Below are 23,596 nucleotides of genomic sequence, written 5' to 3' on the forward strand. Positions count from 1 at the left end.
AACCATCACCCATTGATTTTATTATTGTAGTTCGTGAATCGAATTAACTCTTCTTTGTTGAAGCTTGTGATGAGTTTATCGATCATTTCGTTCACTTCTTTGCTATCGAGTTCGCGTACTTTACCGCGATAGATTTTTTTATAGACTTGTTCTGGATGTACTTCATCTTTGTTAAGCAACTCTTCAAAGAGCTTTTCACCGGGGCGCACACCAGTAAAGACGATATCGATTTCATCTTCTTTGTAACCACTTAATCGAATAAGGTTCTTCGCAAGGTCAACAATCTTAACAGGTTCACCCATATCGAGCACGAATACTTCGCCGCCTGTCGCGAGTGCACCTGCTTGAAGTACGAGGCGGGATGCTTCAGGAATTGTCATAAAGTAGCGTGTCATTTCGGGATGTGTCACGGTCACTGGACCGCCTGCTTCGATTTGCTTCTTGAAAAGTGGTATCACAGAGCCTCTCGAACCGAATACATTACCGAATCTAACGGCTACAAAGTCTGTATTATAGTTGTCGCTATTCATACCTTGAATGACCATTTCGGCAACACGTTTCGAAGCACCCATGACGTTCGGCGGGTTAACAGCCTTATCAGTCGAAATCATGACGAACTTATTCACGTTCGCATAAGCCGCCGCTTCGGCAGTATTTCGTGTACCGATGATGTTGTTCTTGATGGCTTCCATTGGGTTACCTTCCATAAGTGGTACATGTTTATGCGCTGCCGCATGATAGACGTTGTACGGTTTGTGCTGCATCATGATTTCTTTCATTCTGACTTTGTCTTGAACATCTGCGATAACTGGCACAATTTCAATCGCATCTTTATAAAGTTTCGTAAGTTCGCTATGGATGTGATAAATACTCGTCTCACCGTGACCGAGTAATAAAATTTTACTTGGCATGAACTTACAAACTTGGCGACAGATTTCAGAACCAATCGAGCCACCTGCGCCTGTTACGAGGATTGTCTTACCTTTAAGCTCGTTTGAAATCATATCCATATCAAGTTCCACAGGGTCACGACCTAATAGATCTTCAACTTCAACCTTTTTCAATTGGTTAACTTCAACATCCCCGGACATTACATTTTCAATATTTGGCATTTTGAACACTTCGACATCTAAACCTTCGACAAGTGCGTTGATATCTCTGAGTCTCTTTTGAGTTAGCGTTGGAATCGCAATGATGATTTTCTTGATTCTAAACTTTTGTACGAGCTCTGGAATATCATCAATGAAACCTTCTACTTTAACACCATCTACAATCGTCATCTTCTGCTTTCTAGGGTCATCATCAACGACAAGTGCAGGTTCCATGCCCATGTACGGCGTTGAAATCATCTGTTTGATTAAGATCGAGCCACCTCGCCCGGCACCAACGACTAATGTCGATTTCTTATTGATATCTTTATTGATAAAGGTTCTTCTATAAAGTCGCCATGACAAACGTGACCCACCGATTAAGATAAGATGCATCATCCAAGTGATGAAATAAAGTCTTATGAAAGTTGGATGATTGGAGAACAGTGTCATGATAGCCATAGTTAATACAACTGAACTCGTAACAGACTTCACAATCAGCATTAATTCACTCACACTCGCGTACTCCCATGCGCGATGATATAAGTTAAAGATATTCGCAAATAGATGATGTAAGAGTAGTAAGCATATCGATGAGATAACTAAGAAATTAAAAGAGTAAATTTTAAAAAATGGTTCTAAAATGAAATAACTTAAAAATATTGAAAATGTAACGATGAATGAGTCAACAAGCATGAGTAATATAAACCGTTGTTTTGTTGTCAAAAACTGCACGTTACATCCCCTCTTTTCGCTTTACATTAAAATAATTTAAACCACTTTTTCTTCTTCGGTAAAAAGGGTTGTGATTTAAAAATCGGTTCGTTCGTTATAATATGGTTCGCATTATCGATCAGCATGTTTATCGTTTCTTGATGGTCCTTTAACTTAACGTCCTTTTCCAAATGACCAAGTTGAAACGGACGTATCGCGGCATCATGTGCGTCAGATGCGATGAAATGCGTTAGGTTACAATTCATCATTTGAATGGAAATCTTACACACGTGTTTACCGAAATTTCCCAATAATGAACTTGCGGTAATTTGGCTTAAGGCACCTTGATTGATAAGGTCATACAGGACGCTTAAATCGTTCGCGATTTCCTTATTACGTTCTGGGTGCGCGATAATCGGCGTGAAACCTTTGTTGAGTAGCTCATAGAAGATACGACTGGTTGCGCTCGGTACATATGATATTGGTAATTCAATCAATATGTATCGTGATGTATTCAATCCCTTTATCTCTTCAAATTCAATCTCTTGAAATATTCTATCGCTAATTCGAATTTCCTGACCTGGATAAATACGGACTCCTAGTTGTTTTATAGTCAAGTTTTGATTCAGTTTTAATGTAGTTTGCGACACCGACTTGTAAGTATTGTTATACTTACGATGCAGATGATGAGGTGTCGCGATAATATCTGTAATCCCTTGGTCACGGGCTTGCTTTAATAGAGTTATTGTATCTTCTAGCGAATTTGGACCATCATCACAAGCCATTAAAATATGATTATGCATATCTATCATTGTTATCAATCCTCGCCGTAGTATGAGTAGCCTGCGTTTTGAGCTTTAGAAACTTTAGCATTGTTGAGTACCGCACCGATGACTTTACCATTAGCTTTTTTAACAAGATTCATAGCCTTTCTAACATGATCACGGTTGTTCATTTCGGCGTCAATTACAAATAATACGTTCCGTGCTACTTCAGTGAAAAGCTGTGCATCCGTTACACTTAATACAGGTGGTGTATCAATAATAATCATGTCGAATGTTTCATTTAGTAAATTAATTAATGTTTCAAGTTTAACCGATCCGATAAGTTCTGATGGATTAGGTGGGATTGGGCCTGATGGTAAAATGAATAAGTTTTCAACCATTGTCGATTCGATGACTTCCTCAGGTTCATGTTGATTTATAAGCACATTGGATAAACCTTTTTGGTTTTGAACGCCGAAAATATAATGCTGAGTTGGTTTACGCATATCACCATCAAGTACTAAAGTCTTGAATCCTGCTTGTGCATAAGTTACAGCTATATTTGATGACATCGTGGATTTACCTGATGAAGGACGTTCCGATGTTATTACTAAAGTACTAATTGCCTTATCGGATGCCGAGAACATTATGTTAGTACGTATGCCCCTAAATCTCTCACTCATCACTGACTTACGATTCGTGTGCGCAATAAGAGTTTTCATACCACCTCTTGTTGGTGATTTCCTCATTTCTTTTCACCTCATTTAAACTTTTGAATTACACCTAAAACTGGAATATCGAGGTATGATTCAATCTCTTCTTCTGACTTAAGTCGTTTATCGAATAATGCATTGAGTAAAATGTATATGCTTGCGATGATTAAGCCAATAATTAATGAAATCGCCGTATTCACCATGATTCTTGGTGACACCTTGTCAGCTTCATCTGCCTTAGAAAGTACCGTTACGTTATTTACGTTCATGATGTTAGGTACTTCTTTCGTAAAGACTTTAGCAATTGTATTCGCGAGTTGCTCTGAGTCTTTTCGATCGCCGCTTTTAACTGTGATATTTAAAACTTGAGATTCTGCTGAATTACTCACATTTAACATTGAAGCGATTTCTTCTTGGTCATATGATTTATGCTTTTTCGACACTTCTTGTAAAATTCTTGGACTTTTAATAATTTCTGAGTATGTATTCACAAGCTGTAAGTTACTTTGAACTTCCTGGAATTTAAACTCTTCAGATGTTTCGTTTTGCGCAACAAGTATTTGTGTACTCGCTTCGTATTTAGGTTTCATCACAAATACGGTTAGTAATAAACCGAGTAGCAATGTCACGAGAGGAATAATGATTAATAGCTTAAGATTTTTCTTAAGAAGTGCGAATAGTTTCGTTAGGTCAATCGTGTTCTCCATCTTTGAAGCGCCCCACCTTTCTTATTTAATTTTCTAAATAGATGTAGTTTAAGACATTATTAAGATATAACTATAAATATGGTTTTGTATAAAACACTAAATTACACTACTTTTTATTTATAATTATATACTTTATAGTGTTATATTAACAGAATTTTTGTGCGTGTCTATGCATAGTAATTAAATTTATTTAGTTTTAACCAACTTATAATAATTTGATAAATCTATCTTTACATTTCTGAAATAATTGAATTATAGTTTTATTTTATATGGGATTAGAAGTTGAATTTATATGTTAGAAAATCTTATCCACATATTTGTCACAACTTTGTGACGATTTATCAACACTCAATATTATGAATCTTTAAATTACTTAAATTGTCATATAATGAAGATGTATTTTACAAAATCTATTTATATGACGTAAGTAAGGGAGACGGTTTAAATGCTTGATAAGTCAATGTTAGTAGCTGATGCGGTGACTAAGTATCCGAAGACAGCTGACGTATTTAGAAAGTATGGTATAGACTTTTGTTGTGGAGGTAAGATCTCGATTGAAGAAGCTGTTCACAACCATAAACGTGTGGACTTATCCACAATTATGAACGAACTTGAAGCAGTTTCTGAGGACAAACAAGATGGTATCCAAGCTTCGGATTTAAATGTGCGTTCTTTAGTTCAATATATTCAAACGCATTTCCATGAACCTTTAAAGGAAGAATTTAAGCAACTTACGCCGTATGTAACTAAGTTAGCGCGCGTACATGGGTCTAATCATCCTAACCTTCTAGAGTTAAAAGACGTTTACGATGCTTTTAAAGAAGCGATGTTAACGCACACTGACGAAGAGGATCATGTATCGTTTCCAAAGCTAGTAGCGTATTCTGAAGGTGAAAGTGTAGCAGATATTAATGAAACGATTCAGTCGCTTGTTGATGACCATACGAATGCTGGACTAAAGCTCGTTGAAATGCGTAAATTAACAGGTGGCTTTGTACCGCCACTAGAAGCGTGTGGCACGTGGCGATTAGTCTATAATCGTCTTCAAACGTTAGAAAAGGATACGCACGAACATGTACATTTAGAAAATCATGTCCTTTTCGAAAAGGTAAATCAATTATAAAAAGTAATTAAAGAGCTACAATGACTTGCATAGCGGGTTGTTGTGGCTTTTACTATATGGGAAGCGAATTTAGTTATAGTTTCAAGTTATAATTAGGTGTCTCATCGCACAATTATTGTTTTCTAAATATTCCTAAAATTTGTTATACTTACTTCAACTTTGCAATTAGTTGGGGGTCGTATGATGATACGAAAAAAGCAATCTTTCTTTAACCGGTTTTTAAACTTTGTTGAAAAGTCAGGGAATAAATTACCTGATCCGAGTATGTTGTTCTTTATCATGTGTGTCGCACTCGCAACAATTACGTGGATTGTGTCGCTATTTAATGTAGCAGTGGAACATCCAGGGACACATAAAATGGTACATGTAAAAAGTATCTTTAGTCGCGACGGGCTTGCGATGATATTGAATGACGCGATTAAGAATTTTGCAGAATTTCCAGCGTTAGGTCTCGTGTTAGCTGTGATGATTGGTATCGGGGTAGCTGAACGAACGGGCTACTTTGATAAGTTTATGATTCTCGTTGTGAATAAGGCACCGACGAAGGTCATTATACCGACAATCATCTTTATGGGGATTATGGGGAATGCGGCAGGTGATGCGGCACCGATTATTTTACCGCCACTTGCAGCATTAGTGTTTATTAAGCTTGGCTACCATCCGATTGCAGGACTGACGATGGCTTATGCATCGGCGTTGGGTGGCTTTGCGGCGAACTTGTTGATTGGTATGAATGATGCGCTTGTGTATGCATTTACGCGACCGGCGACGAATATCATTGATAAGGACATGCCGTTGAACGTTGCGATGAACTGGTATTTCGTAGCAGCAAGTGTCGCGATGCTTGTGCCAGTGATTTACTTTGTGACGACGAAAATTGTCATTCCGCGACTTGGTACATATGATAAGAGTAAGCTTAAAGCGGATAAGGATGAAACGTCTTCTACTGTGTCGCCTCAAGAACGAAAGGCGCTTCGAATCGCGAATTTAAGTTTCTTAGCCTTTATCGTACTTGTTGCGTTACTTGCGATTCCAGAGAGTAGCTTTTTAAGAAATGCGAAGACGGGCAGTATCTTGAATGACTCACCTTTGATTAACGGCGTTGGGATCATTATTCTTCTCGCCTTCTTACTACCGGGTTTGATTTATGGGATTATGACGAAATCGATTCGAAACTCTAAGGACCTTGGTAAGATGCTAGGTGAATCGATGTCGACGATGGGCACGTTTATCGTGATTGTCTTCTTCGCGGCGCAACTACTTGCCTTCTTAGAGTGGAGTAATCTTGGTGTTATTATCGCGGTTAAAGGGGCTGCTTTACTTCAGAATCAAAGTGGTATTGTATTGATACTTGGCATTATCTTCCTAGGTGGTCTTATTAACATGATTATCGGTAGTGCTTCAGCAAAATGGGGTATTCTCGCGCCTATCTTTGTTCCAATGTTATTGATACTCGGTTATCACCCTGCGTTTACGCAAATGATGTACCGCGTGGGTGATTCGATTACAAACCCGATTACACCGATGATGCCGTACCTACCACTGCTGCTTTCTTACGCGAAAGAGTACGATCCTAAGATGAAACTTGGTTCGTTGATTGCGAGTCTCATGCCTTATACGTTATTCTTAGCAATATTCTGGCCATTATTTATGATTGTGTGGTATCTGCTTGGTATTCCGATGGGACCAGGTGGACCGATACACGCGAAATAGTGTAGGGATTTTCAACTCAATTTCCTTAAACAGCATGCTTTCCTGGGGCGTGGCCAGAGCCTGTAGTCTCTGGACTCACGCTACTCCCCTAGGAGTCAGCTGTTTTGGAAATTGTGTGACGTAAAGCTTACAAGCTTTGTATTGCGACTTAAGTATCGGACAGGTCTGCTATAATACCAATCGATGGCGACGTTAATGAAGGTTTTAATGAATTAACTGTGAGGAGAACTTTTGGAACACTAGATTTTAAGACTTTAATATAGGGGACTTAGGGAACCCTACAGTTTTAAAGTAGTTAAAGACTTAAATGTGGGGAACAGTTTTTGAGAAACTGCTTTCCTTTTTGAAAAGAAATAGCGTAAATATAACCAAACATATGTAAAATGATAAGGAGATGTAGACCCCGATGTCACGTTTAGATGGTATTAAAGCGCCGAGTCAGTTCGAGATTCACGCCGAACCTGTTACAGTCGAGCAGCATTTTACATTCCACGCCGACAACCGTATCTTCTTCAGCGACACGGCTTATAAAGATTTATTTCATCATGAATATACGTTTGTGCTTTCTTTAAAAGCCCTTACAAGCAAGCTAGGCATTGCCGTAGACTTTCATGAAATAGACCGTATTTACCGTGACTATCTTGAACCGAAGTTAAACGACGTTTGTTTAAATACGACTTTACCTGAAATGAATACGACCGTAGAAAATATAGGCTACTGGATTCGTGAACAATTCAAGCAATACTTACCAGACGGCGTTGGAATCGAACAACTAACGATTTATGAAACACCAAAGCACGCCGTCATTCTAAAGGGATAAGATGAAGACAAGTCACCACGCAACGCGCCCCCGCAAAAGCTATAATGTGTTAAGCGGCTTTTGCGGGTAGTGTTGCGGGCCGGTGACTTGTTTCTGTTTGGGTTCAATCGGTTTGAAGTGCGACCGTGGTTGCACTTCATTCCTTTGATGGGGAGTGGATACGGTGAGATAATCATGTACGATTTTGAGTATGCTTAATTTATCGGAATTGTACATGCTTATCTCGTCATTGTTGTACGTTTAAACTAGCATGTTCGCTCTTTGGTTTACATGTTTCTAAAGTCTTGTAAATCAAACACCCCTTCGTATACACGTTTCTGAAGTCTTGTAAATCAAACGCCCTTTCGTTTACACGTTTCACAAGTCTTGTAAATCTAATGCCCTTTCATTTACACGTTTTCATAGTCTTGTAAATCAAACGCCCTTTCGTTTACACGTTTCTGAAGTCTTGTAAATCAAACGCCCTTTCGTTTACACGTTTCCATAGTCTTGTAAATCAAACGCCCTTTCGTTTACACGTTTCTGAAGTCTTGTAAATCAAACGCCCCTTCGTTTACACGTTTCTGAAGTCTTGTAAATCAAACACCTTTTCATTTACACGTTTCTGAAGTCTTGTAAATCAAACCAAAAAAGTAACCCCTAGCACGCCACAACGCACTAGGGGTTCTTTATTTAAGCGACCTTTTCAGCGACATATATCGTACGGTCTAACCATTCACCTGTATTTGGATCAAAGTTATCGCACGTAATTAAAGTCAATCGGTCTTTTTGATTTTGTTGTTCGTCTAAAACAGAAACTTCAGTGGGCGGTACGTTACGAATCGACGTAATTTTATATTTACGCTTATCATTACCGACAGTGAAGCTTACGTCACTGCCCTTCTTCACTTTACCTTTTAGATTCGTAAACTGGTAATCTTTCAAGCTATAGTCAGTATGACCGGCAATTGAGATATTCTGATCGCTCAACGATTCCTCTTCCTCCGCAAAGCTTACACCACGCTTCAACTGCTCTGGCGTCGCAGGTCCAGGGTAAACGGGCTCTTTAATCTTCGCATCAGGTATCTCTAAATACCCTGCCATCTTAGATTTATCTTTAGGGATTTCAGCCTTGTCTTTCTGACTTTCACCATTCTTATTTTTATCGCTCTTATTCGCGTCATTATATTCTTCAATCTTCTTATCATTTTCCTGGTCTTTAAAGAAATCATCAATCTTTGGTTTAAAGAACAAGAACACCGCGATTAAGATACATATCACACCGAGAACTGGCAACAATCGGTTCATTAGGTTTTTCATGGTACAACGACTCCTACTTTCGTTCGCTATTAATTTCCTTCATCAAAAGCAACGTCACTTCTTATAATTGTTCAGTTAATTATAAATGCTTTTTTATCTTAAAGCAAAATTAAATGGACTTAAACATAAACCTTAGTCGAAGAAATCGAAGTCGAAGCCGCCGCCACCTGATTTCTTACGTCTATGTTCTTGGAATTCAAAGAAGCCTTGGAATAATAAAATAAGCATCATTGGATTGTATGTACCATCAGTAATATGGATATCGTGACCTGAAGCGATTTTAAAGCGCTCTGATTTAGTCGTCATGATCACGCGACCAGAATGGTCTTTTGCTTTAACGGAACGAGAAATGAAACCTGATTCTAGCGTAATGGCATCGCCTTGAACGCCTTTGAACACCATACGTGGTTTAAGTGCCATCTGCGTTGAAAAGACACCAATCTTACGACCATTCTTCTCAACATCCCATACCGTTGAAAATGGCGTCTTAATACGTCCTTCAATCGAACCTTCTTGTGTGATCGTGTAAATATTCTTGCCATCCTCTATCTTAAAATTATGTTTTTGACGTCCCATGAAAGACATAACTTGTTGCGTACCTGAAGTATAGAATAAACTCATTTGATAAACAGGTCGATTGCTTTCATCAAATACATCGATTACTTCTGTAGAAGCATCAAAGAAATTTTCTTTAAAATGATAACGTCCCATACATACACCTCATTTAAGAATTGATAATTTTATATTATAAGTATGACACAGATACCCTTTCTTGCCTAATAACTAACCTACAAGGTTGTGTTCAATTAAAATTTTGATACTAAATTGCAATTCCCTAAAACAGCATGCTTTCCTGTAAAGCCCAACTCAAACTTTCAGTTTGTTAGTTGGACTTACAAAGTAGCATAGCTACTTTGTACCACGCTTAACCCCCGGCTTGCATAGCTTGTTAATTTGCTTGCGCAAATTTCTTTGCCGGGGCCCCGCCCTCTGAGTCAGCTGTTTTGGAATTGATTAAGACAATTTATTAGCCGCTTATAGATATTTAAGTCGCGTTCCTTCAAGTCTAACCATTAAAAAAGGATAAGCCCACTTCCCATGAGCTTATCCGCTTCGTTGATATTAACTTAACGCATGTTGATGAATCACTTCTGCGATGGCTTTAGGTTCATTGTGTAAGAAGAAATGACCGCCATCGAAATATTCGATCGTTACTTTTCCTGAGAAGTAAGCTTCCCATTTAGACAACGTTTCAAAATCGATATCGTCTTCACCTGACATAATGACCGCATCTAAGTCAATCTCGTCATCATGAGGCTTATCTGAATACGCATCGATTGCTTCAAAGTCAGCGCGCAGTGACGGGCTTACAAGCTGCCATAGTTCATCATTTTCAAGGACTGCCTCAGGTGTACCGCCCTTATCTTTAATGAACGTCTTGAACGCATCTTGATCCATATCTTTCACACCTTCAGGTTCACCGCGATAACCAATCGGTTCACTCGCTGCTAGGAATAAACGCTTTGGCAACGTCATGCCCGCTTCCTTAAGTTTAAAGTACGTCTCATAAGCAAGAATCGTCCCTAAACTGTAGCCTAGAATATCATAATCACCGACATTTAAATCCTTAATTTGAGCTACGACTTCATTTACCATATCTTCAATAGAAGTTAGTGGTGATTCAGTAAATCGTGACCCTTTACCAGGAAGTTCGATGGTCTTCAGTTCTATATCGTCTTGCACGTGTGCTTTTAAATCATTATAGATGGATGCACTACCACCTGCGTAAGGTAGGCATATTAGTTGTCGTTTACTCATACATGCTCCTTCGTCTTATGGAAGTGATTCATAATAGTATCCATTGATATATGATTAACATGGTAAGGTCGCACTTCGTTCTTACTATGATGTCTTACCACGCGACTCAACGCGTAGTTTGTATTTAATGGAAAAGTACCATGGTTCACATTAATCTTTTCAGTTGGAAATGTCTCATAATCCGTTAATTCATATCCAATACCTTCTCTATGTATAAAAAATGAATCTAAATTACGATATAAACCAGTTCCAATATATTTTAAATAACTTTCTTTAATCGTCCAAATTTCATAGAATCTATCATATTGTTTCATCATCTCGGCTGCATTATAAATGTATCGTTTCTCACATGAATTAAAAAATGCTTCTGCTAATGATAAATCAATGGGTGCTTTATGTTCGATATCAATACCAACTGGGTAAGAATCGACAATACAAATAATCCATTCATGTGAATGAGATCGATTTGCGTAAACATTCATAGGTGAACTTAAACATGGTTTCCCGTATTCATTTTCATATTGAACAAGTTCGTCGATATCACATTCCGCATAATTTGCCACACTATATTTGAAAAGCAGTGCAGATAATAGCTTCGTGACATACATTTCTCGCGTCTTCATTCGAGAAACATTCTTTTGTTCAGTAGGATTTAAGCTCGCATATAAACCATCTAATTCATCATTTTCTAAGGTGAAGTCAACTTTTAATGCATATAATTGATACGGCACTGTATCACATCCCCTACTACGAAATTTAATAAAAAAGGAGAAGACACGATTGAAACGATTTCTATCTTTCAATCTCACTTAGACTTAGGCAATCAACTAAGCGTCATTGAACAATGACTCACGGCCATGTTCGCTTAAAGCGCAGGAGCTAAATTATAATTATGTTATCTAACAGCATGCTTTCCTGGGGCGTGGCCGGAGCCTGTAGTCTCCGGTCTCACGCTACTCCCCTAGGAGTCAGCTGTTTGGAAATTAGCTTTAAACTTTTTGAACTTTAATAAATCCCTAGACACTAATAATAGATGTCTCAATTATAATTTTATTTAACTTAACGAGATATCTTTATTTCCAAAATTAAAAAACAGAAAAAGGTTGGCTGTACCTTCTCCTGTTACGCTTCATATGGTTCGACGTATATTTGATCTGCGTTGAGGTAACTTAAATGAATCGTTTTATCATCTGATTTCAGTTCGACAATTTGATTCGTTGCGTCTTTATTTATGATTTCAACACTTTCACCAATCGTAATGTCTTTGTTTCTTAGATATACGAGTAAGTTTGTATGGTCTCGCACACGTTTGATCATGACTTTATCCCCTGCTTCAAAGGATAATAATGGTGTTGTATAAATCTCCTCAAATGTATCATTGCGTGGGATAACACCACCGTGCGGGCACGTTTCAGGCTCACCGAGTAATTGATCTAAGCGTTCTACGAATTTTTCTGAAACACGATGTTCCAGTACTTCCGCTTCTTCATGAACCTCTTCCCAATTATATTTCAACACTTCGATTAGGAATAATTCAATCAATCGATGTCGCTTAATCACATCTAAAGTATATGTTAACCCCTTCTCGGATAACTTAACACCCTTATAAGGTTTAGTTTCAACATACCCCGCTTTTAAAAGTCGGTTCACCATCTCACTAACTGAAGGTGGTTTGATATTTAAATACTGCGATAAAACTTTATTAGACACGTACGTGTTCATCCCATTGTTATAAAGTATGGCCTTTAGGTAATCCTCATTTTCCTCAGTTAACATTCCTATCACCTTTTCGATTTGACTCACCATCATTATAGCATGAAATATCTTGACAAGTTAAAAAGTTAAGATTATCATAAAATAAAATTAGGTTAACCTAAAAATATTTATAGGAGGTGTTAATAACGTGCTCGAAATTAAAAATCTACATTTGTTTTTAGGCAATCGCCACGTCCTTCAAAACATCAATTTAGCGTTACCCATTAACGGTGACATTATAGGTGTTATGGGACCTAATGGCGCAGGTAAGTCCTCATTACTGAAATCAATAACGAAGACATTCAAAGCTTCAGGTCAAATCACGATTAACGACCAACCCATTCACAAGCATTTGAAGAAGCTTTCATACATTCCTCAGAAATCTCAACTTGATTTAGACTTCCCCATCAACGTAGAGAAAGTCATTCTATCGGGATGTTTCAAGCATACAGGTTGGTTTAGAAAGATTTCGCATTACGACAAAGGCCGTTATATCAAACTGATTAAAGACTTAGAACTCTACGATTTAAGACATCGTCAAATTAAGGCCTTAAGTGGCGGTCAACTACAACGTGTACTCGTTGCACGCGCATTGATGTCTCAAAGCGACGTGTACTTACTGGATGAACCATTTACTGGCATCGATTTTCATAGTGAGGCTGTCATTTTCAAACAGATTGAGAAATTGAAACAAGAAGGTAAATTAGTCATTATCGTACACCACGATATCCAATCAGCTCGCGACTACTTCGACAAAGTGATTCTAATCAATCAAGACATTATCGCGTTTGGTGAGACTCAAGATGTCTTAACTGACATGCATATCAATCGCACGTTTAATCAAGCATCCCGAGCAAAAGCCCATCAAGGCCTCGCTTTTCAAAGAAAGGAAGTTACGCAACCATGATGGATTTCTTTCAACATATCTTTGAATACCGTTTCTTAAACCGTGCATTACTGATCGCAATATGTGTTGGCGTTGTATGTGGTGTCGTAGGTTCTGTAATTATATTAAGGGGACTCGCATTAATGAGTGACGCGATGAGCCATGCCGTACTACCAGGTGTTGCCTTGTCTTACCTCTTTCAAGTACCTATCCTAGTCGGTTCTCTTGTAACCGGTATGTTATCAAGCTTATTAATCGGGTTCTTCCAAGACCAATCTAAGACAAAGAAAGATGCGGCTATTGGGATATGTTTCACGGCGTTTCTCGCGACCGGTATTATTCTGATCAGCTTAATTCAAAGTACAACTGACTTATATCACATCTTATTCGGTAATATTTTAGCTATCACAAACGAAGTTTTCTGGACAACCATTATCGTAAGTGTGATGGTGTTACTCTTAATCATTATCTTTTATAGACCGCTCATGCTTTCAACATTCGACGCAGAGTTCAGTCGCTTAAGTGGGTTAAATACAACATTTATCCACTACTTTATCATTTTACTCCTTGCATTAGTTACAATCGCGAGTATTCAAACAGTCGGCATCATTTTAGTGGTCGCAATGCTCATTACGCCAGCTTCAACAGCGTATTTATTCGCGAAACACTTACACACGATGATGATATTCGCTACGCTATTCAGTACGATTAGCGCAATCGTCGGCATATATCTCAGCTACATTTATAATTTACCGAGCGGTGCCTGTATCGTACTTTGCGCGTTTAGTTTATATATCATCACATTTTTCATTCAATATTTAAGACCATTCTTTAGAAAAGAGGCGACATCATGAAGCGTATCCTATCGATTATCATAGTCTTTATTATCCTTCTAAGTGGGTGCGGAAAGGAAGGCAGTCACAAGCTTAATATCGTGACGACAAACTCAATATTATATGACATGACACACAACATTGTCGGTGACCATGCCGAAATACACAGTATCGTCCCGGTTGGTCAAGACCCACATGAGTATGAAATTAAACCTAAGGATGTAGAGGCCATTCAGAACGCTGATATCATCTTGTATAACGGTTTAAACCTTGAAACTGGTAATGGCTGGTTTGAAAAGGCACTTAAACAAGCAGGCAAAGATTTAGATGACGATTCAGTCGTGAAAGTTTCTAAACATGTGAAACCCATTTATCTCAAGCACCATGCGACAGCGGAACAACAACCTGACCCTCACGCTTGGTTAAGCTTAGAAAATGGTATTCAATATGTAAAAAACATTCAAGATGCGGTCGTCAAGCATGATCAATCTAACAAAGACAGCTATCAAAAAGATGGCGACCAATACATTCAAAAGTTAGAAAAACTCAATCAATCGAGTCATCAAAAATTTGAAGATATTCCTAAATCTAAACGTCATATGATTACAAGTGAAGGTGCATTTAAATACTTTTCAAAACAATATCAAATTAACTCAGGATATATTTGGGAGATTAATACGGAAAAGCAAGGAACCCCTAAACAAATGAAAGACGCGATTAAATTCGTTAAAGATAACAATCTTAAACATTTACTACTTGAAACAAGTGTCGATGCGAAAAGTATGAAGGCACTAGGTGAGGAAACACATGCGACAATCTATGGAGAAGTTTATACAGATTCAATAGGTAAGAAAGGGTCTAAAGGTGACTCCTACTATAAAATGATGCAGTCAAATATCGATACCATTCATAGTAGTATGAAGTAGACAACACGCGCTAAAAAATTAGCTTTCCAATTACATAACGTAATTCTAATGCCAGATTATGTTGTTGCGCGAAAAGCAGATGCATTAAATTATCCTCCAAAACTATGAAAAGTCGAGCCTGAGGTCCCCATACCCTTATGGCTCGACATTTTTTATAAATTCCTATTTTCAATGGCTTCATCTAAATCTCGATATTTGAGTAGATCTAAACTTAACGTTTCCCATAAATAAAATGAAGCATAGGAAAGATAAGGCGACCAAAGCGCCTTTTTCTCTTTCAATACACGTTTACGTGAGTCTCTATCTACCTGATAAAGCCACTCTACTACACGTTGTAACGCTACATCGTCAACCGCTAGTATATTCGGCCTTCTAAGCGTAAAGATGAGATACATTTCAGCAGTCCACTTACCAATACCTTTCACTTGCGTTAATTGTTTAAGTACCGTTTGATCATCGAGACTATCTAACCTTTCAAGATCTAATTCGCCTGATTGGATACATCTAATTAAATCTCGTGTGTACTTTACTTTGGCACGAGATAAGCCCACATCTAGTAAAGCTTCGTCAGATAATTGAGCAACTTTATCTACTGTAAAGTCGTGGCCCGTTAATTCTACAACACGACTAAATACAGCTTCCGCGGCTGGAAAGGATATTTGTTGGCCAACGATAGATCGCACTAACGACTTAAAATAATAAGGACGTATATCAATTTCAATATCGCCTAAATGTGTGATGAGCTTTTTTAATGTGGCATCTTTTTCAATAAGCGCTTGTACGGGCGCCTCTGATATCCTAATTACCGCCTTTTCATAAACTGTCATCCTAATCCAATCCTTTTTCGAGCGCCTCTTTTAATATCACAACATGGTTGTATGTTTCATCTTTAGCAGCATAAACAAGCCAAGTCGTCTCTTTAGCTTCAGCTTCAATTTCTTTAAGTTGGTCAAATGCCTCACGTTGTTCACCTGTCTGAAGTTCTTCTAAATATTTTTCCTTAAAGGTATCGATTTTCTCAGGGTCGTGATCGAACCATTGTCTTAATGATTTTGTAGGCCCTACTTCTTTAAGCCAATAATCAAGTTCTGCTTTTTCTTTTGATACACCACGCGGCCAAACACGGTCGACAAACACGCGTACGCCCTTTTCATTATCGTTGTATACTCGAATCATGTTAAATGCCATCCTATCACCTCATGACACCTTTACCCTATTTTCCACACGAAAAAAGCCGGGACAAAGCCCGGCTCTTTATATAAGTATGTTGTTTTTATATGAATTACGTACCTATGCTAGTCGGAAATTATTTTTCTTCAGATGAAGAAGATGAAGAACCTGAACCTGATTCTTCTGATGAAGAACCTTCCTCAGTTGACTCTTCTGATGAAGAACCTTCTTCAGTTGACTCTTCTGAAGATGAACCTTCTTCAGTTGATTCTTCTGAAGATGAACCTGAACCAGATTCTTCAGAAGATTTGTCAGATGAACCTGACTCTTCAGATTTTTTCTCTTCTTTTTTGTCTCCACTACCTGAATCTTGACCACAAGCACCTAGTACGATACTTGCTGCTGCGAATAATGCTAAAAACTTTTTCAAAACAATACAACTCCTTGTTATATATAATTTGGATATTGCACTTGTAAGATAGCACATGTTTGTAGCTTTGAAACTGTTTTTTACAATATCCAAACAATAGTTTATAGAGAGTTTTCATAATAAATCTAAGATTAATGTTTTTAGTTTTTTATTAATATTTCGAAAATACTTACTTCAAATTCTAACGAATTAAATTAATTATCTTAATTTTACATTTACATTAGTAATATCCAAATTCTTTCATTTACATGCTGTTTAATATATCAAAAGTAATCACGGAATTTTTAATCCATAATTCAAACTGTAAAGAAATAAAGAGGTTGAATTTTCTGTAATTTTTATACTTAAGATGTTATTTACCTTTAGGTGTTCTTTTTACACAAATTAATGTTTAATATGAATATATATTCTAAAATGATTTGCCAATTGCGTTCATTTCATAATAGAATTGTTTTTGTAAACACAAATTTAAGGTAATATAAAAATTTGAATAGACTTTTTTCACAAAACTACATATCTAGTTTTTTAAAAGTACTCAAATGACTAGAAATTGGAGGGGATTAAGTGTTTGAGTTCTTAAATAAAATCAATGATATTTTGTGGGGGGCCCCTAGTTTAATATTATTGACAGGTACAGGTTTATTTTTCACTTTACTTTTGAAAGGTTTACAGTTCACGAAACTGTTACACGCATTCAAACTCGCGTTTATGCCGTCAAAACCTTCTAAGGATGAACAAGGTGACATCAGTAACTTTAAAACCTTGATGACATCTTTAGCCGGTATGATTGGTAATGGTAACATTGCAGGGGTAGCAACCGCCATTACACTCGGTGGACCAGGCGCAATCTTTTGGATGTGGGTTGTTGGTTTACTCGGTATGACCACAAAATACGCCGAAGCATTACTTGCGATGAAATATCGTGAGAAGAATCCGAACGGCGAATATTCAAGTGGACCAATGTATTACATAGAAAAAGGACTCGGTTCTAAATACAAATTCTTAGCAATCGCATTCGCAATCTTCGGTGCTTTTGCAGCATTAGGAATTGGTAACAGTGTTCAATCTAATACCATTGCTGATGTGATGACACATAGCTTTAATATTAATGGATTTATAACTGGTATTGTACTTGTTATCTTAATTTCATTAATTATCTTTGGCGGTATCCAAAGAATTAGTAGTGTTGCAGGCGTATTCGTTCCGGTAATGGCCATTTTATACATAGGTGCATCATTACTTATCTTAGTGTTAAACTTCGACCAAATCATTCCAGCATTTGGATTAATATTTAAATATGCATTTACACCTGTTTCAGCTTTAGGTGGCTTTTCAGGGATTGTAGTGATGCAAGCCATTCAAAATGGTGTTTCAAAGGGGATCTTTTCAAACGAAGCTGGTCTTGGTACGGTTGCTTTAATCGCAGGTAACGCGAAGACGAATCAACCTGTCGTTCAAGCGCTTGTAGCGATGACAGGTACATTCATCGTAACGATTGTTGTATGTACGATGACTGCCCTAGTTCTACTTGTAACAGGGTACTGGGATCCAACAGGCGGTCTCATTTCAGGCGTTGAACATAGTAAAGATATCGAAGCTGGTGCTTTAACAAGTGCCGCATTCGGTCATTCATTAGGCGTAATCGGTGAATACATCGTTTCGTTCTCGGTTATCTTCTTCGGTTTCTCAACAATCATCGCTTGGTTCGTGTATGGCAGTAAATGTTTAGAATATTTACTTGGCGTGAAAAGCGTGATGTTCTACGGTATCGTGTACGTATTATTTACATTCATCGGTACAGTAGCTAAACTTGAAACAGTTTGGGTATTCGCTGATATCGCGAACGCGTTAATGATGATTCCGAACTTAATCGGTTTATTATTACTTTATAAAGTCATTAAACGTGAAACTGAGAAATATTTTAAACCTTCTATTGATTAATTCATATCAGAAGTCGACCATGGTGCTTATTTGAGCACTGTGGTCTTTTTTTATTTTTGAAAAGTCCATTAAATACTTTATGCAAAATGTAGAATGCTCTTTTATAACATTGTTTAAGTATGGTACAATATTGAAAATGTTTAATTTTTGAAAATTGTGTTTATTTCGGGGAGGGTAACAATTGAAACTTGTTATTAAATTATTATTAGGGATTGCTTTAGGTATTGTAATTGGTTTAATTGACATCGACTTTGTTACAAAAGCTATCGTGACATTCAAGTCAATTTTCGACCAAATCATTGGCTATATCATTCCACTTATCATTTTCTTTTTCATTGCAGCAGGGATTACGTCACTTGGACAAGGGTCAGGTAAACTTGTTGGACTTACAGTAGGTGCTGCTTATACATCTACAATCATCGCAGGTTTACTTGCTTTAACAGTTGCTTATAACGTGATGCCTTTTATCGCGAAAAAAGGCGCAGTTCCAGGTGAACCTGAAGAAATCAAACCTTTCTTCACATTCGAATTTGATCCACTTATGGGTGTTCTAACTGCATTAATCACAGCTTTCTTAGTTGGTATTATTGCTGCCAGTTTAAATAGCCCTACTGTCATTAAATTAATTGATGAAGGTCAAAAAATCGTTGAAGTCGCGATTTATAAAATTATCATTCCATTCTTACCATTCTATATCGCAAGTATCTTCACAGAAATTGCTGCACAAGGTACGGTATTCAACATTGTTAAAATCTTCGGTCTCGTTTTAATCTTAGCAATCGCACTTCACTGGGTATGGTTAATTATTCTTTATACAATTGCGGGAACATTGAACAAACGTAATCCGTTCAGTATGATTAAAAACATGATTCCAGCCTACTTTACTGCCGTTGGTACAATGAGTAGTGCTGCTACAATTCCAGTAACGCTTGAACAAACGAAGAAGAACAAAGTTACAGGTTCTATCGCTGACTTTGCGATTCCGCTTCTTGCGACGATTCACTTATCGGGGTCAACGATTACATTAGTAAGTTGTTCAATTGCGGCGATGATCGTACTTCCAGGTATGTCATTACCTGCTATTCCAACTATGATTGGTTTTATCTTTATGTTAGGTATTATCATGATTGCGGCTCCTGGTGTTCCAGGTGGTTCTGTAATGGCAGCGAGTGGTATCCTAGGCTCTATCTTAGGCTTTAACGAATCAGCTATTGGTTTAATGATTGCGCTTTACATGGCTCAAGATAGCTTTGGTACAGCGACTAACATTACAGGTGACGGTGCAATTACAGCAATCGTTGATAAACTCGGCTTTAAAAACAAATCAGCTTAAGAAATGTCAGCTGTCAACCTATAGCCTTAATAACAATTCCTTTAACAGCATGCTTTCCTGGGGCGTGGCCTGAGCCTATAGTCTCAGGACGCACGCTACTCCCCTAGGAGTCAGCTGTTATGGAATTGTTAAAGATAAATTGCTTTAACTTATTTTATAAATTTCAAATCTGATATGTATGAAGTTATAGAAGTTTATAATGGGCTTTTCAAGAAGTAAATTTAATAGTAATAATTAGAGGACGAAGCATATTTAAAAATATGTTCCGTCCTTTTATTTTTGACATTTATTTATATTCAAAAGATAATAAATGTATATTACCATAAACATATTTTCGAAAAGTTTCAAATTTTACAAAAATTTGTAGTTCGTTTATAGTTAACTTGTAGTACAAGGGGGGAGATAAGATGAAGAAGATCCTATTAATTGGGAGTGCCTTCATCGGAGTTATAGTGGGTGCAGGCTTTGCATCAGGACAAGAAATCTTACAGTATTTCACGAGTTTTGGGCTTATTGGTACTTTAGGGGCAATTCTTTCCACAGCGTTATTTGCTTACATAGGTATGATGTTAGTATGGCTTGGTAGCCGTGAACAAACGAACTCGCATATAACTGTAATCGAAAAGATTACAGGTCATTCTACTATAGGAAAAATCATCGCGTTTATTATAGATGCTGTTTTATTATTCACGTTATTTGGCACAGGTGTTGTAATGCTAGCCGGTGCAGGTTCTAACTTAAATCAACAATTCGGTATTCCAACCACTATTGGTACACTCTTAATGACACTTTTAGTGATTATTTGCGGTATGTTTAATGTTGATGGTGTTGTAAAAATTATCGGTAATATCACACCATTCTTAATCGTATTTATTATTGGTATCGCAATTTATAGCTTTTTCAATGCTGACGGTTCACTTTCTACATTAAATGATATTTCAAGTTCTAAGAAGACGACGTTACCGAACTGGATTATTGCGGGTATCAATTATGCGTCATTCAATACGTCATTAGGTGCGTCGATGTCGATTGTGATTGGTGGTTCTGTAAAAGACCCTAAAACAGCTGCAAAAGGTGGTCTCTTAGGCGGATTGATGCTTGGTGGTTTAATTCTACTCAGTCACTTTGCTATCTTTTCTAAGATTAAAGAAGTTGGTGATCTTGAATTACCAACATTAGGTATTGTGAACCACATTTCACCGATTCTCGGTATCATAATGGCTATTGTAATCTTCGGTATGATATTCAATACAGCGTTGGGTATGTTCTATTCATTTACGGCACGCTTTAAAGATGTAGGTTCAAAGTCATTTAAAATCATTTATATTATTTCAATAATTGTCGGTTTAATTGTAAGTTTCGTAGGCTTTACGGATTTAGTTGCTTTCTTCTATCCATTAATTGGTTATTTAGGAATCGTACTCATTGGTGCTCTAATTTATGCGCCATTTAAATTAAAACGACAAAAGTCATAAAAGATTTAGTAGCACATTTTAATTTCCTTATAGCATGTTTGAATAAATAGTCTATATAATTATTGAGAACACGTTAGTTAGACTTAAAAGATGAGATACAAGTTATTATAAGGAATAAATAGCTTTATTAATGGCAATTCCATATACAGCTGACTCAGAGGGCGGGTCCCCGGCACTTACAAAAGAACAAAGAAGCTAATGCTTCTTTGTAAGTTCAACCAACGAATTGGAAATTCGGGTTGAGCTTTATACGCAAGCAAATTAACAAGCTATGCAAGCCGGGGCTTTATATTTTAATGAACGAAGAAGCCCTAGCTTCTTCGTAAGTTCAACTAACAAATTGAAAATTCGAGTTGAACTTTACAGGAAAGCATGCTGTAGATGGAATTCTAATCAATTTTCCATAATAAATAAGGTCTTATACCAAGTAAGGGTTACGCCCCCTATCTTTGGTATAAGACCTTTTTAAATGCGTTCACTTTCTTACTAGGCTTTTAAATCGCGACGCTTATACACGAGCGCACCTATCACTATGAGTGCAAGTGCGATACCTATCATTACGAGACTTTCTGTAACGTTGAACGTATCTTTAACAGGATAGTTGCTCATATAAGACGTTAGGATAAACGGTTCCATCCAATCTGCAACTGAAATCAATTCACCGAGATAACTAGCCACAAATGTGAAGATGTGAATGGCCCAAATGAATTTAATCAGACTTGGTTTGAGACCCAACAGACAAGCAGCAACGCTAATAAATAGCGCTGTAATTGGATAGTAATTCAAGCCTGCTTTAAGGAATAAGTCAAAGTCTAAACTGTCATCTAATATGAAACTTTGAGCTAACCAAATACCTAATGCATACATCACAATGAGTAAGGCATTTAAAATCAAGCTTGTTAATAGTGTTGTTATAAATAAACGTAGGCGTTGCTTACCAGTGATATAAACTAACGTTAACTGCCCTTTATGTTCTTGGCGATACAAGCTTTGAATTAAAATGATCGGATAAATGGCGCTAATTAACGTTAATACAATCGCTATAAATGGTATGAAGTTCTTGATAATTTCTTGCGTCGAACCGCCACCTAAGATTTGTTTGATCATTGGATTGTCGTCTGCAAAATCTTTAAGATCGCCAAATATTGAACCATAACTCGCACCGAGTACGAACATCGCGACTAACCAAATGATCATCGTTAACCCGAATTGTTTCACGATTAATCCTGGGAAATGGGCTAACCATCTCGGTGCACGTTCGCGTCCTTTAGGCTCACCGAATATCGCAGCACCGACGTCACGTGTTTGACGACCAAGTACGGTTAAACCAAATAGCACTAAAGTGAGCACTGAAATGATGAGAACTGGCGTTAAGTCATTCTCACCATATGGGAAGATTTGGTATAGTAACCCGATTGGTGACCATAAACTAAGGTCGTCGTTTTGTATATCCGTAATCGCTCTGAATAAATAAAAGACTATGACAAGACCGATTGCCCAGCGGATGACTTGTTCAGAGTTCTTGAAGACTTGGGACAGACATGCTGTTAAGAATGCGAAGAACATACCGCATAATGCGAGTGACAAGCCGTAAAAGAGATTCCATTCGAAATCTAAACCTTCTACATTCATGAGTTGTATCGCGAGTGTGGTTAAAGCACCGAGTAACAGGTTGTAAACGACTATATACAAGCTGTAACCGAGCACAATAGCTAAGCGTCCAACGTTACGACTATGAATGAGCTCCGCAAAACCATTCTCTTCATCTTTCTTTAAATCTTTAACGACCATCAGAACGTTTAATATGGCGATAATGATTAATGTCGTCATCAACATCTCATGAACAAAGAGATTTCCGATGGTATATTTACCACTTGATGCAGGTCCTATCATCGCTGTAATAGACGGGTTCGTCATCGTTTCCTTTAAAGCGTCTCGCTTACTTTGATCAGGATACACTTCGTACAAGGACTTTGCCATAAGCGCTGACATTAGTGCGAAACTTAGCGATACGATCAACATGTAGAGCCGTTTCTTTCTCAAATACATGAGGAACATTTTAAACCATGCATGGCATAAACGTTTCAT

General features: G+C 37.5%; 22 protein-coding genes. 9 read left to right on the forward strand and 13 right to left on the reverse strand.

What is annotated here, in order from left to right:
• Positions 1–5: 5 nt before the first annotated feature.
• The 4 genes from A33S_RS0106920 to A33S_RS0106935 form a co-directional block, all read right to left on the reverse strand.
• Positions 6–1,784 carry a polysaccharide biosynthesis protein gene (locus A33S_RS0106920; RefSeq protein ID WP_392450426.1) on the reverse strand — a complete coding sequence of 593 codons (1,779 nt, stop codon included), beginning with the start codon at positions 1,782–1,784 and terminating at the stop codon, positions 6–8.
• A gap of 65 nt (positions 1,785–1,849) precedes the next feature.
• Positions 1,850–2,614 (reverse strand): tyrosine-protein phosphatase, encoded by a 765-nt coding sequence (locus A33S_RS0106925; protein ID WP_009382158.1) that lies wholly within the window; start codon positions 2,612–2,614, stop codon positions 1,850–1,852.
• A 5-nt stretch (positions 2,615–2,619) separates the two neighbouring features.
• Positions 2,620–3,315, reverse strand: coding sequence for a polysaccharide biosynthesis tyrosine autokinase (locus A33S_RS0106930; protein WP_009382160.1), 696 nt, complete (start codon positions 3,313–3,315; stop codon positions 2,620–2,622).
• Between the two features lie 11 nt (positions 3,316–3,326).
• Positions 3,327–3,986 (reverse strand): Wzz/FepE/Etk N-terminal domain-containing protein, encoded by a 660-nt coding sequence (locus A33S_RS0106935; protein ID WP_009382161.1) that lies wholly within the window; start codon positions 3,984–3,986, stop codon positions 3,327–3,329.
• Positions 3,987–4,431: 445 nt separating this feature from the next.
• On the opposite strand from A33S_RS0106935, the gene scdA reads away from it, so the two are divergent.
• The 3 genes from scdA to A33S_RS0106950 all read left to right on the forward strand — a co-directional run bounded on the left by scdA (position 4,432) and on the right by A33S_RS0106950 (position 7,642).
• A complete protein-coding gene (gene scdA / locus A33S_RS0106940; RefSeq protein WP_009382162.1) occupies positions 4,432–5,109 on the forward strand; it encodes an iron-sulfur cluster repair di-iron protein ScdA in 678 nt (225 codons plus the stop codon).
• A 183-nt stretch (positions 5,110–5,292) separates the two neighbouring features.
• Positions 5,293–6,822 carry an AbgT family transporter gene (locus A33S_RS0106945; protein ID WP_009382163.1) on the forward strand — a complete coding sequence of 510 codons (1,530 nt, stop codon included), beginning with the start codon at positions 5,293–5,295 and terminating at the stop codon, positions 6,820–6,822.
• 406 nt (positions 6,823–7,228) lie between these two features.
• Positions 7,229–7,642, forward strand: coding sequence for a 6-pyruvoyl trahydropterin synthase family protein (locus A33S_RS0106950; RefSeq protein ID WP_009382164.1), 414 nt, complete (start codon positions 7,229–7,231; stop codon positions 7,640–7,642).
• Between the two features lie 672 nt (positions 7,643–8,314).
• On the opposite strand, the gene srtA is transcribed toward A33S_RS0106950, so the two are convergent.
• From srtA to A33S_RS0106975, 5 genes are all read right to left on the reverse strand, one after another.
• The gene (srtA, locus tag A33S_RS0106955) at positions 8,315–8,941 is read right to left on the reverse strand and encodes a class A sortase SrtA (RefSeq protein ID WP_009382165.1); all 627 of its coding nucleotides are present in this window, start codon (positions 8,939–8,941) and stop codon (positions 8,315–8,317) included.
• Positions 8,942–9,073: 132 nt separating this feature from the next.
• A complete protein-coding gene (locus A33S_RS0106960) occupies positions 9,074–9,652 on the reverse strand; it encodes a tubby C-terminal domain-like protein (protein ID WP_009382166.1) in 579 nt (192 codons plus the stop codon).
• Between the two features lie 411 nt (positions 9,653–10,063).
• Complete coding sequence (locus tag A33S_RS0106965) at positions 10,064–10,759, reverse strand: thioesterase II family protein (protein WP_009382168.1); 696 nt, start codon at positions 10,757–10,759, stop codon at positions 10,064–10,066.
• A complete protein-coding gene (locus A33S_RS0106970; RefSeq protein ID WP_017176670.1) occupies positions 10,756–11,490 on the reverse strand; it encodes a 4'-phosphopantetheinyl transferase family protein in 735 nt (244 codons plus the stop codon). Before A33S_RS0106970 ends, A33S_RS0106965 begins: the two co-directional genes overlap by 4 nt.
• Before the next feature lie 391 nt (positions 11,491–11,881).
• On the reverse strand, positions 11,882–12,535 hold the full coding sequence (locus A33S_RS0106975) for a metal-dependent transcriptional regulator (protein WP_009382171.1): 654 nt from the start codon (positions 12,533–12,535) through the stop codon (positions 11,882–11,884).
• Positions 12,536–12,662: 127 nt separating this feature from the next.
• On the opposite strand from A33S_RS0106975, the gene A33S_RS0106980 reads away from it, so the two are divergent.
• Genes A33S_RS0106980 through mntC form a run of 3 tightly spaced genes read left to right on the forward strand, consistent with a single transcriptional unit; the run spans position 12,663 to position 15,159 of the window.
• Positions 12,663–13,421, forward strand: a complete 759-nt coding sequence (locus A33S_RS0106980; RefSeq protein ID WP_009382172.1) for a metal ABC transporter ATP-binding protein — start codon at positions 12,663–12,665, stop codon at positions 13,419–13,421.
• Positions 13,418–14,254: a metal ABC transporter permease gene (locus A33S_RS0106985; protein WP_009382173.1), complete on the forward strand. Its 837-nt coding sequence runs from the start codon at positions 13,418–13,420 to the stop codon at positions 14,252–14,254. Before A33S_RS0106980 ends, A33S_RS0106985 begins: the two co-directional genes overlap by 4 nt.
• On the forward strand, positions 14,251–15,159 hold the full coding sequence (mntC, locus tag A33S_RS0106990) for a manganese ABC transporter substrate-binding lipoprotein MntC (RefSeq protein WP_009382175.1): 909 nt from the start codon (positions 14,251–14,253) through the stop codon (positions 15,157–15,159). Before A33S_RS0106985 ends, mntC begins: the two co-directional genes overlap by 4 nt.
• 152 nt (positions 15,160–15,311) lie before the next feature.
• On the opposite strand, the gene A33S_RS0106995 is transcribed toward mntC, so the two are convergent.
• From A33S_RS0106995 to A33S_RS0107005, 3 genes are all read right to left on the reverse strand, one after another.
• Entirely contained in the window at positions 15,312–15,986 is a 675-nt protein-coding gene (locus tag A33S_RS0106995; RefSeq protein WP_009382177.1) for a DNA-3-methyladenine glycosylase family protein, read from the reverse strand.
• 1 nt (position 15,987) lies between these two features.
• Positions 15,988–16,347 carry a DUF488 domain-containing protein gene (locus tag A33S_RS0107000; protein ID WP_009382179.1) on the reverse strand — a complete coding sequence of 120 codons (360 nt, stop codon included), beginning with the start codon at positions 16,345–16,347 and terminating at the stop codon, positions 15,988–15,990.
• Between the two features lie 118 nt (positions 16,348–16,465).
• Positions 16,466–16,759, reverse strand: a complete 294-nt coding sequence (locus A33S_RS0107005; RefSeq protein WP_017176671.1) for a hypothetical protein — start codon at positions 16,757–16,759, stop codon at positions 16,466–16,468.
• Positions 16,760–17,323: 564 nt separating this feature from the next.
• On the opposite strand from A33S_RS0107005, the gene A33S_RS0107010 reads away from it, so the two are divergent.
• The 3 genes from A33S_RS0107010 to A33S_RS0107020 all read left to right on the forward strand — a co-directional run bounded on the left by A33S_RS0107010 (position 17,324) and on the right by A33S_RS0107020 (position 21,508).
• On the forward strand, positions 17,324–18,700 hold the full coding sequence (locus A33S_RS0107010) for an alanine/glycine:cation symporter family protein (protein ID WP_009382183.1): 1,377 nt from the start codon (positions 17,324–17,326) through the stop codon (positions 18,698–18,700).
• Positions 18,701–18,881: 181 nt separating this feature from the next.
• Entirely contained in the window at positions 18,882–20,033 is a 1,152-nt protein-coding gene (locus A33S_RS0107015) for a dicarboxylate/amino acid:cation symporter (RefSeq protein WP_009382188.1), read from the forward strand.
• Between the two features lie 407 nt (positions 20,034–20,440).
• Positions 20,441–21,508 carry a YkvI family membrane protein gene (locus A33S_RS0107020; RefSeq protein WP_009382193.1) on the forward strand — a complete coding sequence of 356 codons (1,068 nt, stop codon included), beginning with the start codon at positions 20,441–20,443 and terminating at the stop codon, positions 21,506–21,508.
• Between the two features lie 486 nt (positions 21,509–21,994).
• Here the strand turns inward: A33S_RS0107020 and A33S_RS0107025 are convergent, their stop codons facing one another.
• Positions 21,995–23,596, reverse strand: coding sequence for an ABC transporter permease (locus A33S_RS0107025; RefSeq protein ID WP_009382194.1), 1,602 nt, complete (start codon positions 23,594–23,596; stop codon positions 21,995–21,997).

Origin of the sequence: Staphylococcus massiliensis CCUG 55927 (assembly GCF_000298075.1) — a bacterium.
GTDB classification, from domain to species: Bacteria; Bacillota; Bacilli; order Staphylococcales; family Staphylococcaceae; genus Staphylococcus; species Staphylococcus massiliensis.

Excerpts from the sequence above, each read along its gene's own strand:
- A33S_RS0106935 (WP_009382161.1), bottom strand. The coding sequence starts at position 3,986 with ATGGAGAACACGATTGACCTAACGAAACTATTCGCACTTCTTAAGAAA.
- A33S_RS0106920 (WP_392450426.1), bottom strand. The coding sequence starts at position 1,784 with ATGCTTGTTGACTCATTCATCGTTACATTTTCAATATTTTTAAGTTAT.
- A33S_RS0106960 (WP_009382166.1), bottom strand. The coding sequence starts at position 9,652 with ATGGGACGTTATCATTTTAAAGAAAATTTCTTTGATGCTTCTACAGAA.
- A33S_RS0106975 (WP_009382171.1), bottom strand. The coding sequence starts at position 12,535 with ATGTTAACTGAGGAAAATGAGGATTACCTAAAGGCCATACTTTATAAC.
- A33S_RS0106930 (WP_009382160.1), bottom strand. The coding sequence starts at position 3,315 with ATGAGGAAATCACCAACAAGAGGTGGTATGAAAACTCTTATTGCGCAC.
- mntC (WP_009382175.1), top strand. The coding sequence starts at position 14,251 with ATGAAGCGTATCCTATCGATTATCATAGTCTTTATTATCCTTCTAAGT.
- A33S_RS0106945 (WP_009382163.1), top strand. The coding sequence starts at position 5,293 with ATGATACGAAAAAAGCAATCTTTCTTTAACCGGTTTTTAAACTTTGTT.
- A33S_RS0107000 (WP_009382179.1), bottom strand. The coding sequence starts at position 16,347 with ATGGCATTTAACATGATTCGAGTATACAACGATAATGAAAAGGGCGTA.
- srtA (WP_009382165.1), bottom strand. The coding sequence starts at position 8,941 with ATGAAAAACCTAATGAACCGATTGTTGCCAGTTCTCGGTGTGATATGT.
- A33S_RS0106950 (WP_009382164.1), top strand. The coding sequence starts at position 7,229 with ATGTCACGTTTAGATGGTATTAAAGCGCCGAGTCAGTTCGAGATTCAC.
- A33S_RS0106985 (WP_009382173.1), top strand. The coding sequence starts at position 13,418 with ATGATGGATTTCTTTCAACATATCTTTGAATACCGTTTCTTAAACCGT.
- A33S_RS0107020 (WP_009382193.1), top strand. The coding sequence starts at position 20,441 with ATGAAGAAGATCCTATTAATTGGGAGTGCCTTCATCGGAGTTATAGTG.
- A33S_RS0106995 (WP_009382177.1), bottom strand. The coding sequence starts at position 15,986 with ATGACAGTTTATGAAAAGGCGGTAATTAGGATATCAGAGGCGCCCGTA.
- A33S_RS0106925 (WP_009382158.1), bottom strand. The coding sequence starts at position 2,614 with ATGATAGATATGCATAATCATATTTTAATGGCTTGTGATGATGGTCCA.
- scdA (WP_009382162.1), top strand. The coding sequence starts at position 4,432 with ATGCTTGATAAGTCAATGTTAGTAGCTGATGCGGTGACTAAGTATCCG.
- A33S_RS0107025 (WP_009382194.1), bottom strand. The coding sequence starts at position 23,596 with ATGAAACGTTTATGCCATGCATGGTTTAAAATGTTCCTCATGTATTTG.
- A33S_RS0106965 (WP_009382168.1), bottom strand. The coding sequence starts at position 10,759 with ATGAGTAAACGACAACTAATATGCCTACCTTACGCAGGTGGTAGTGCA.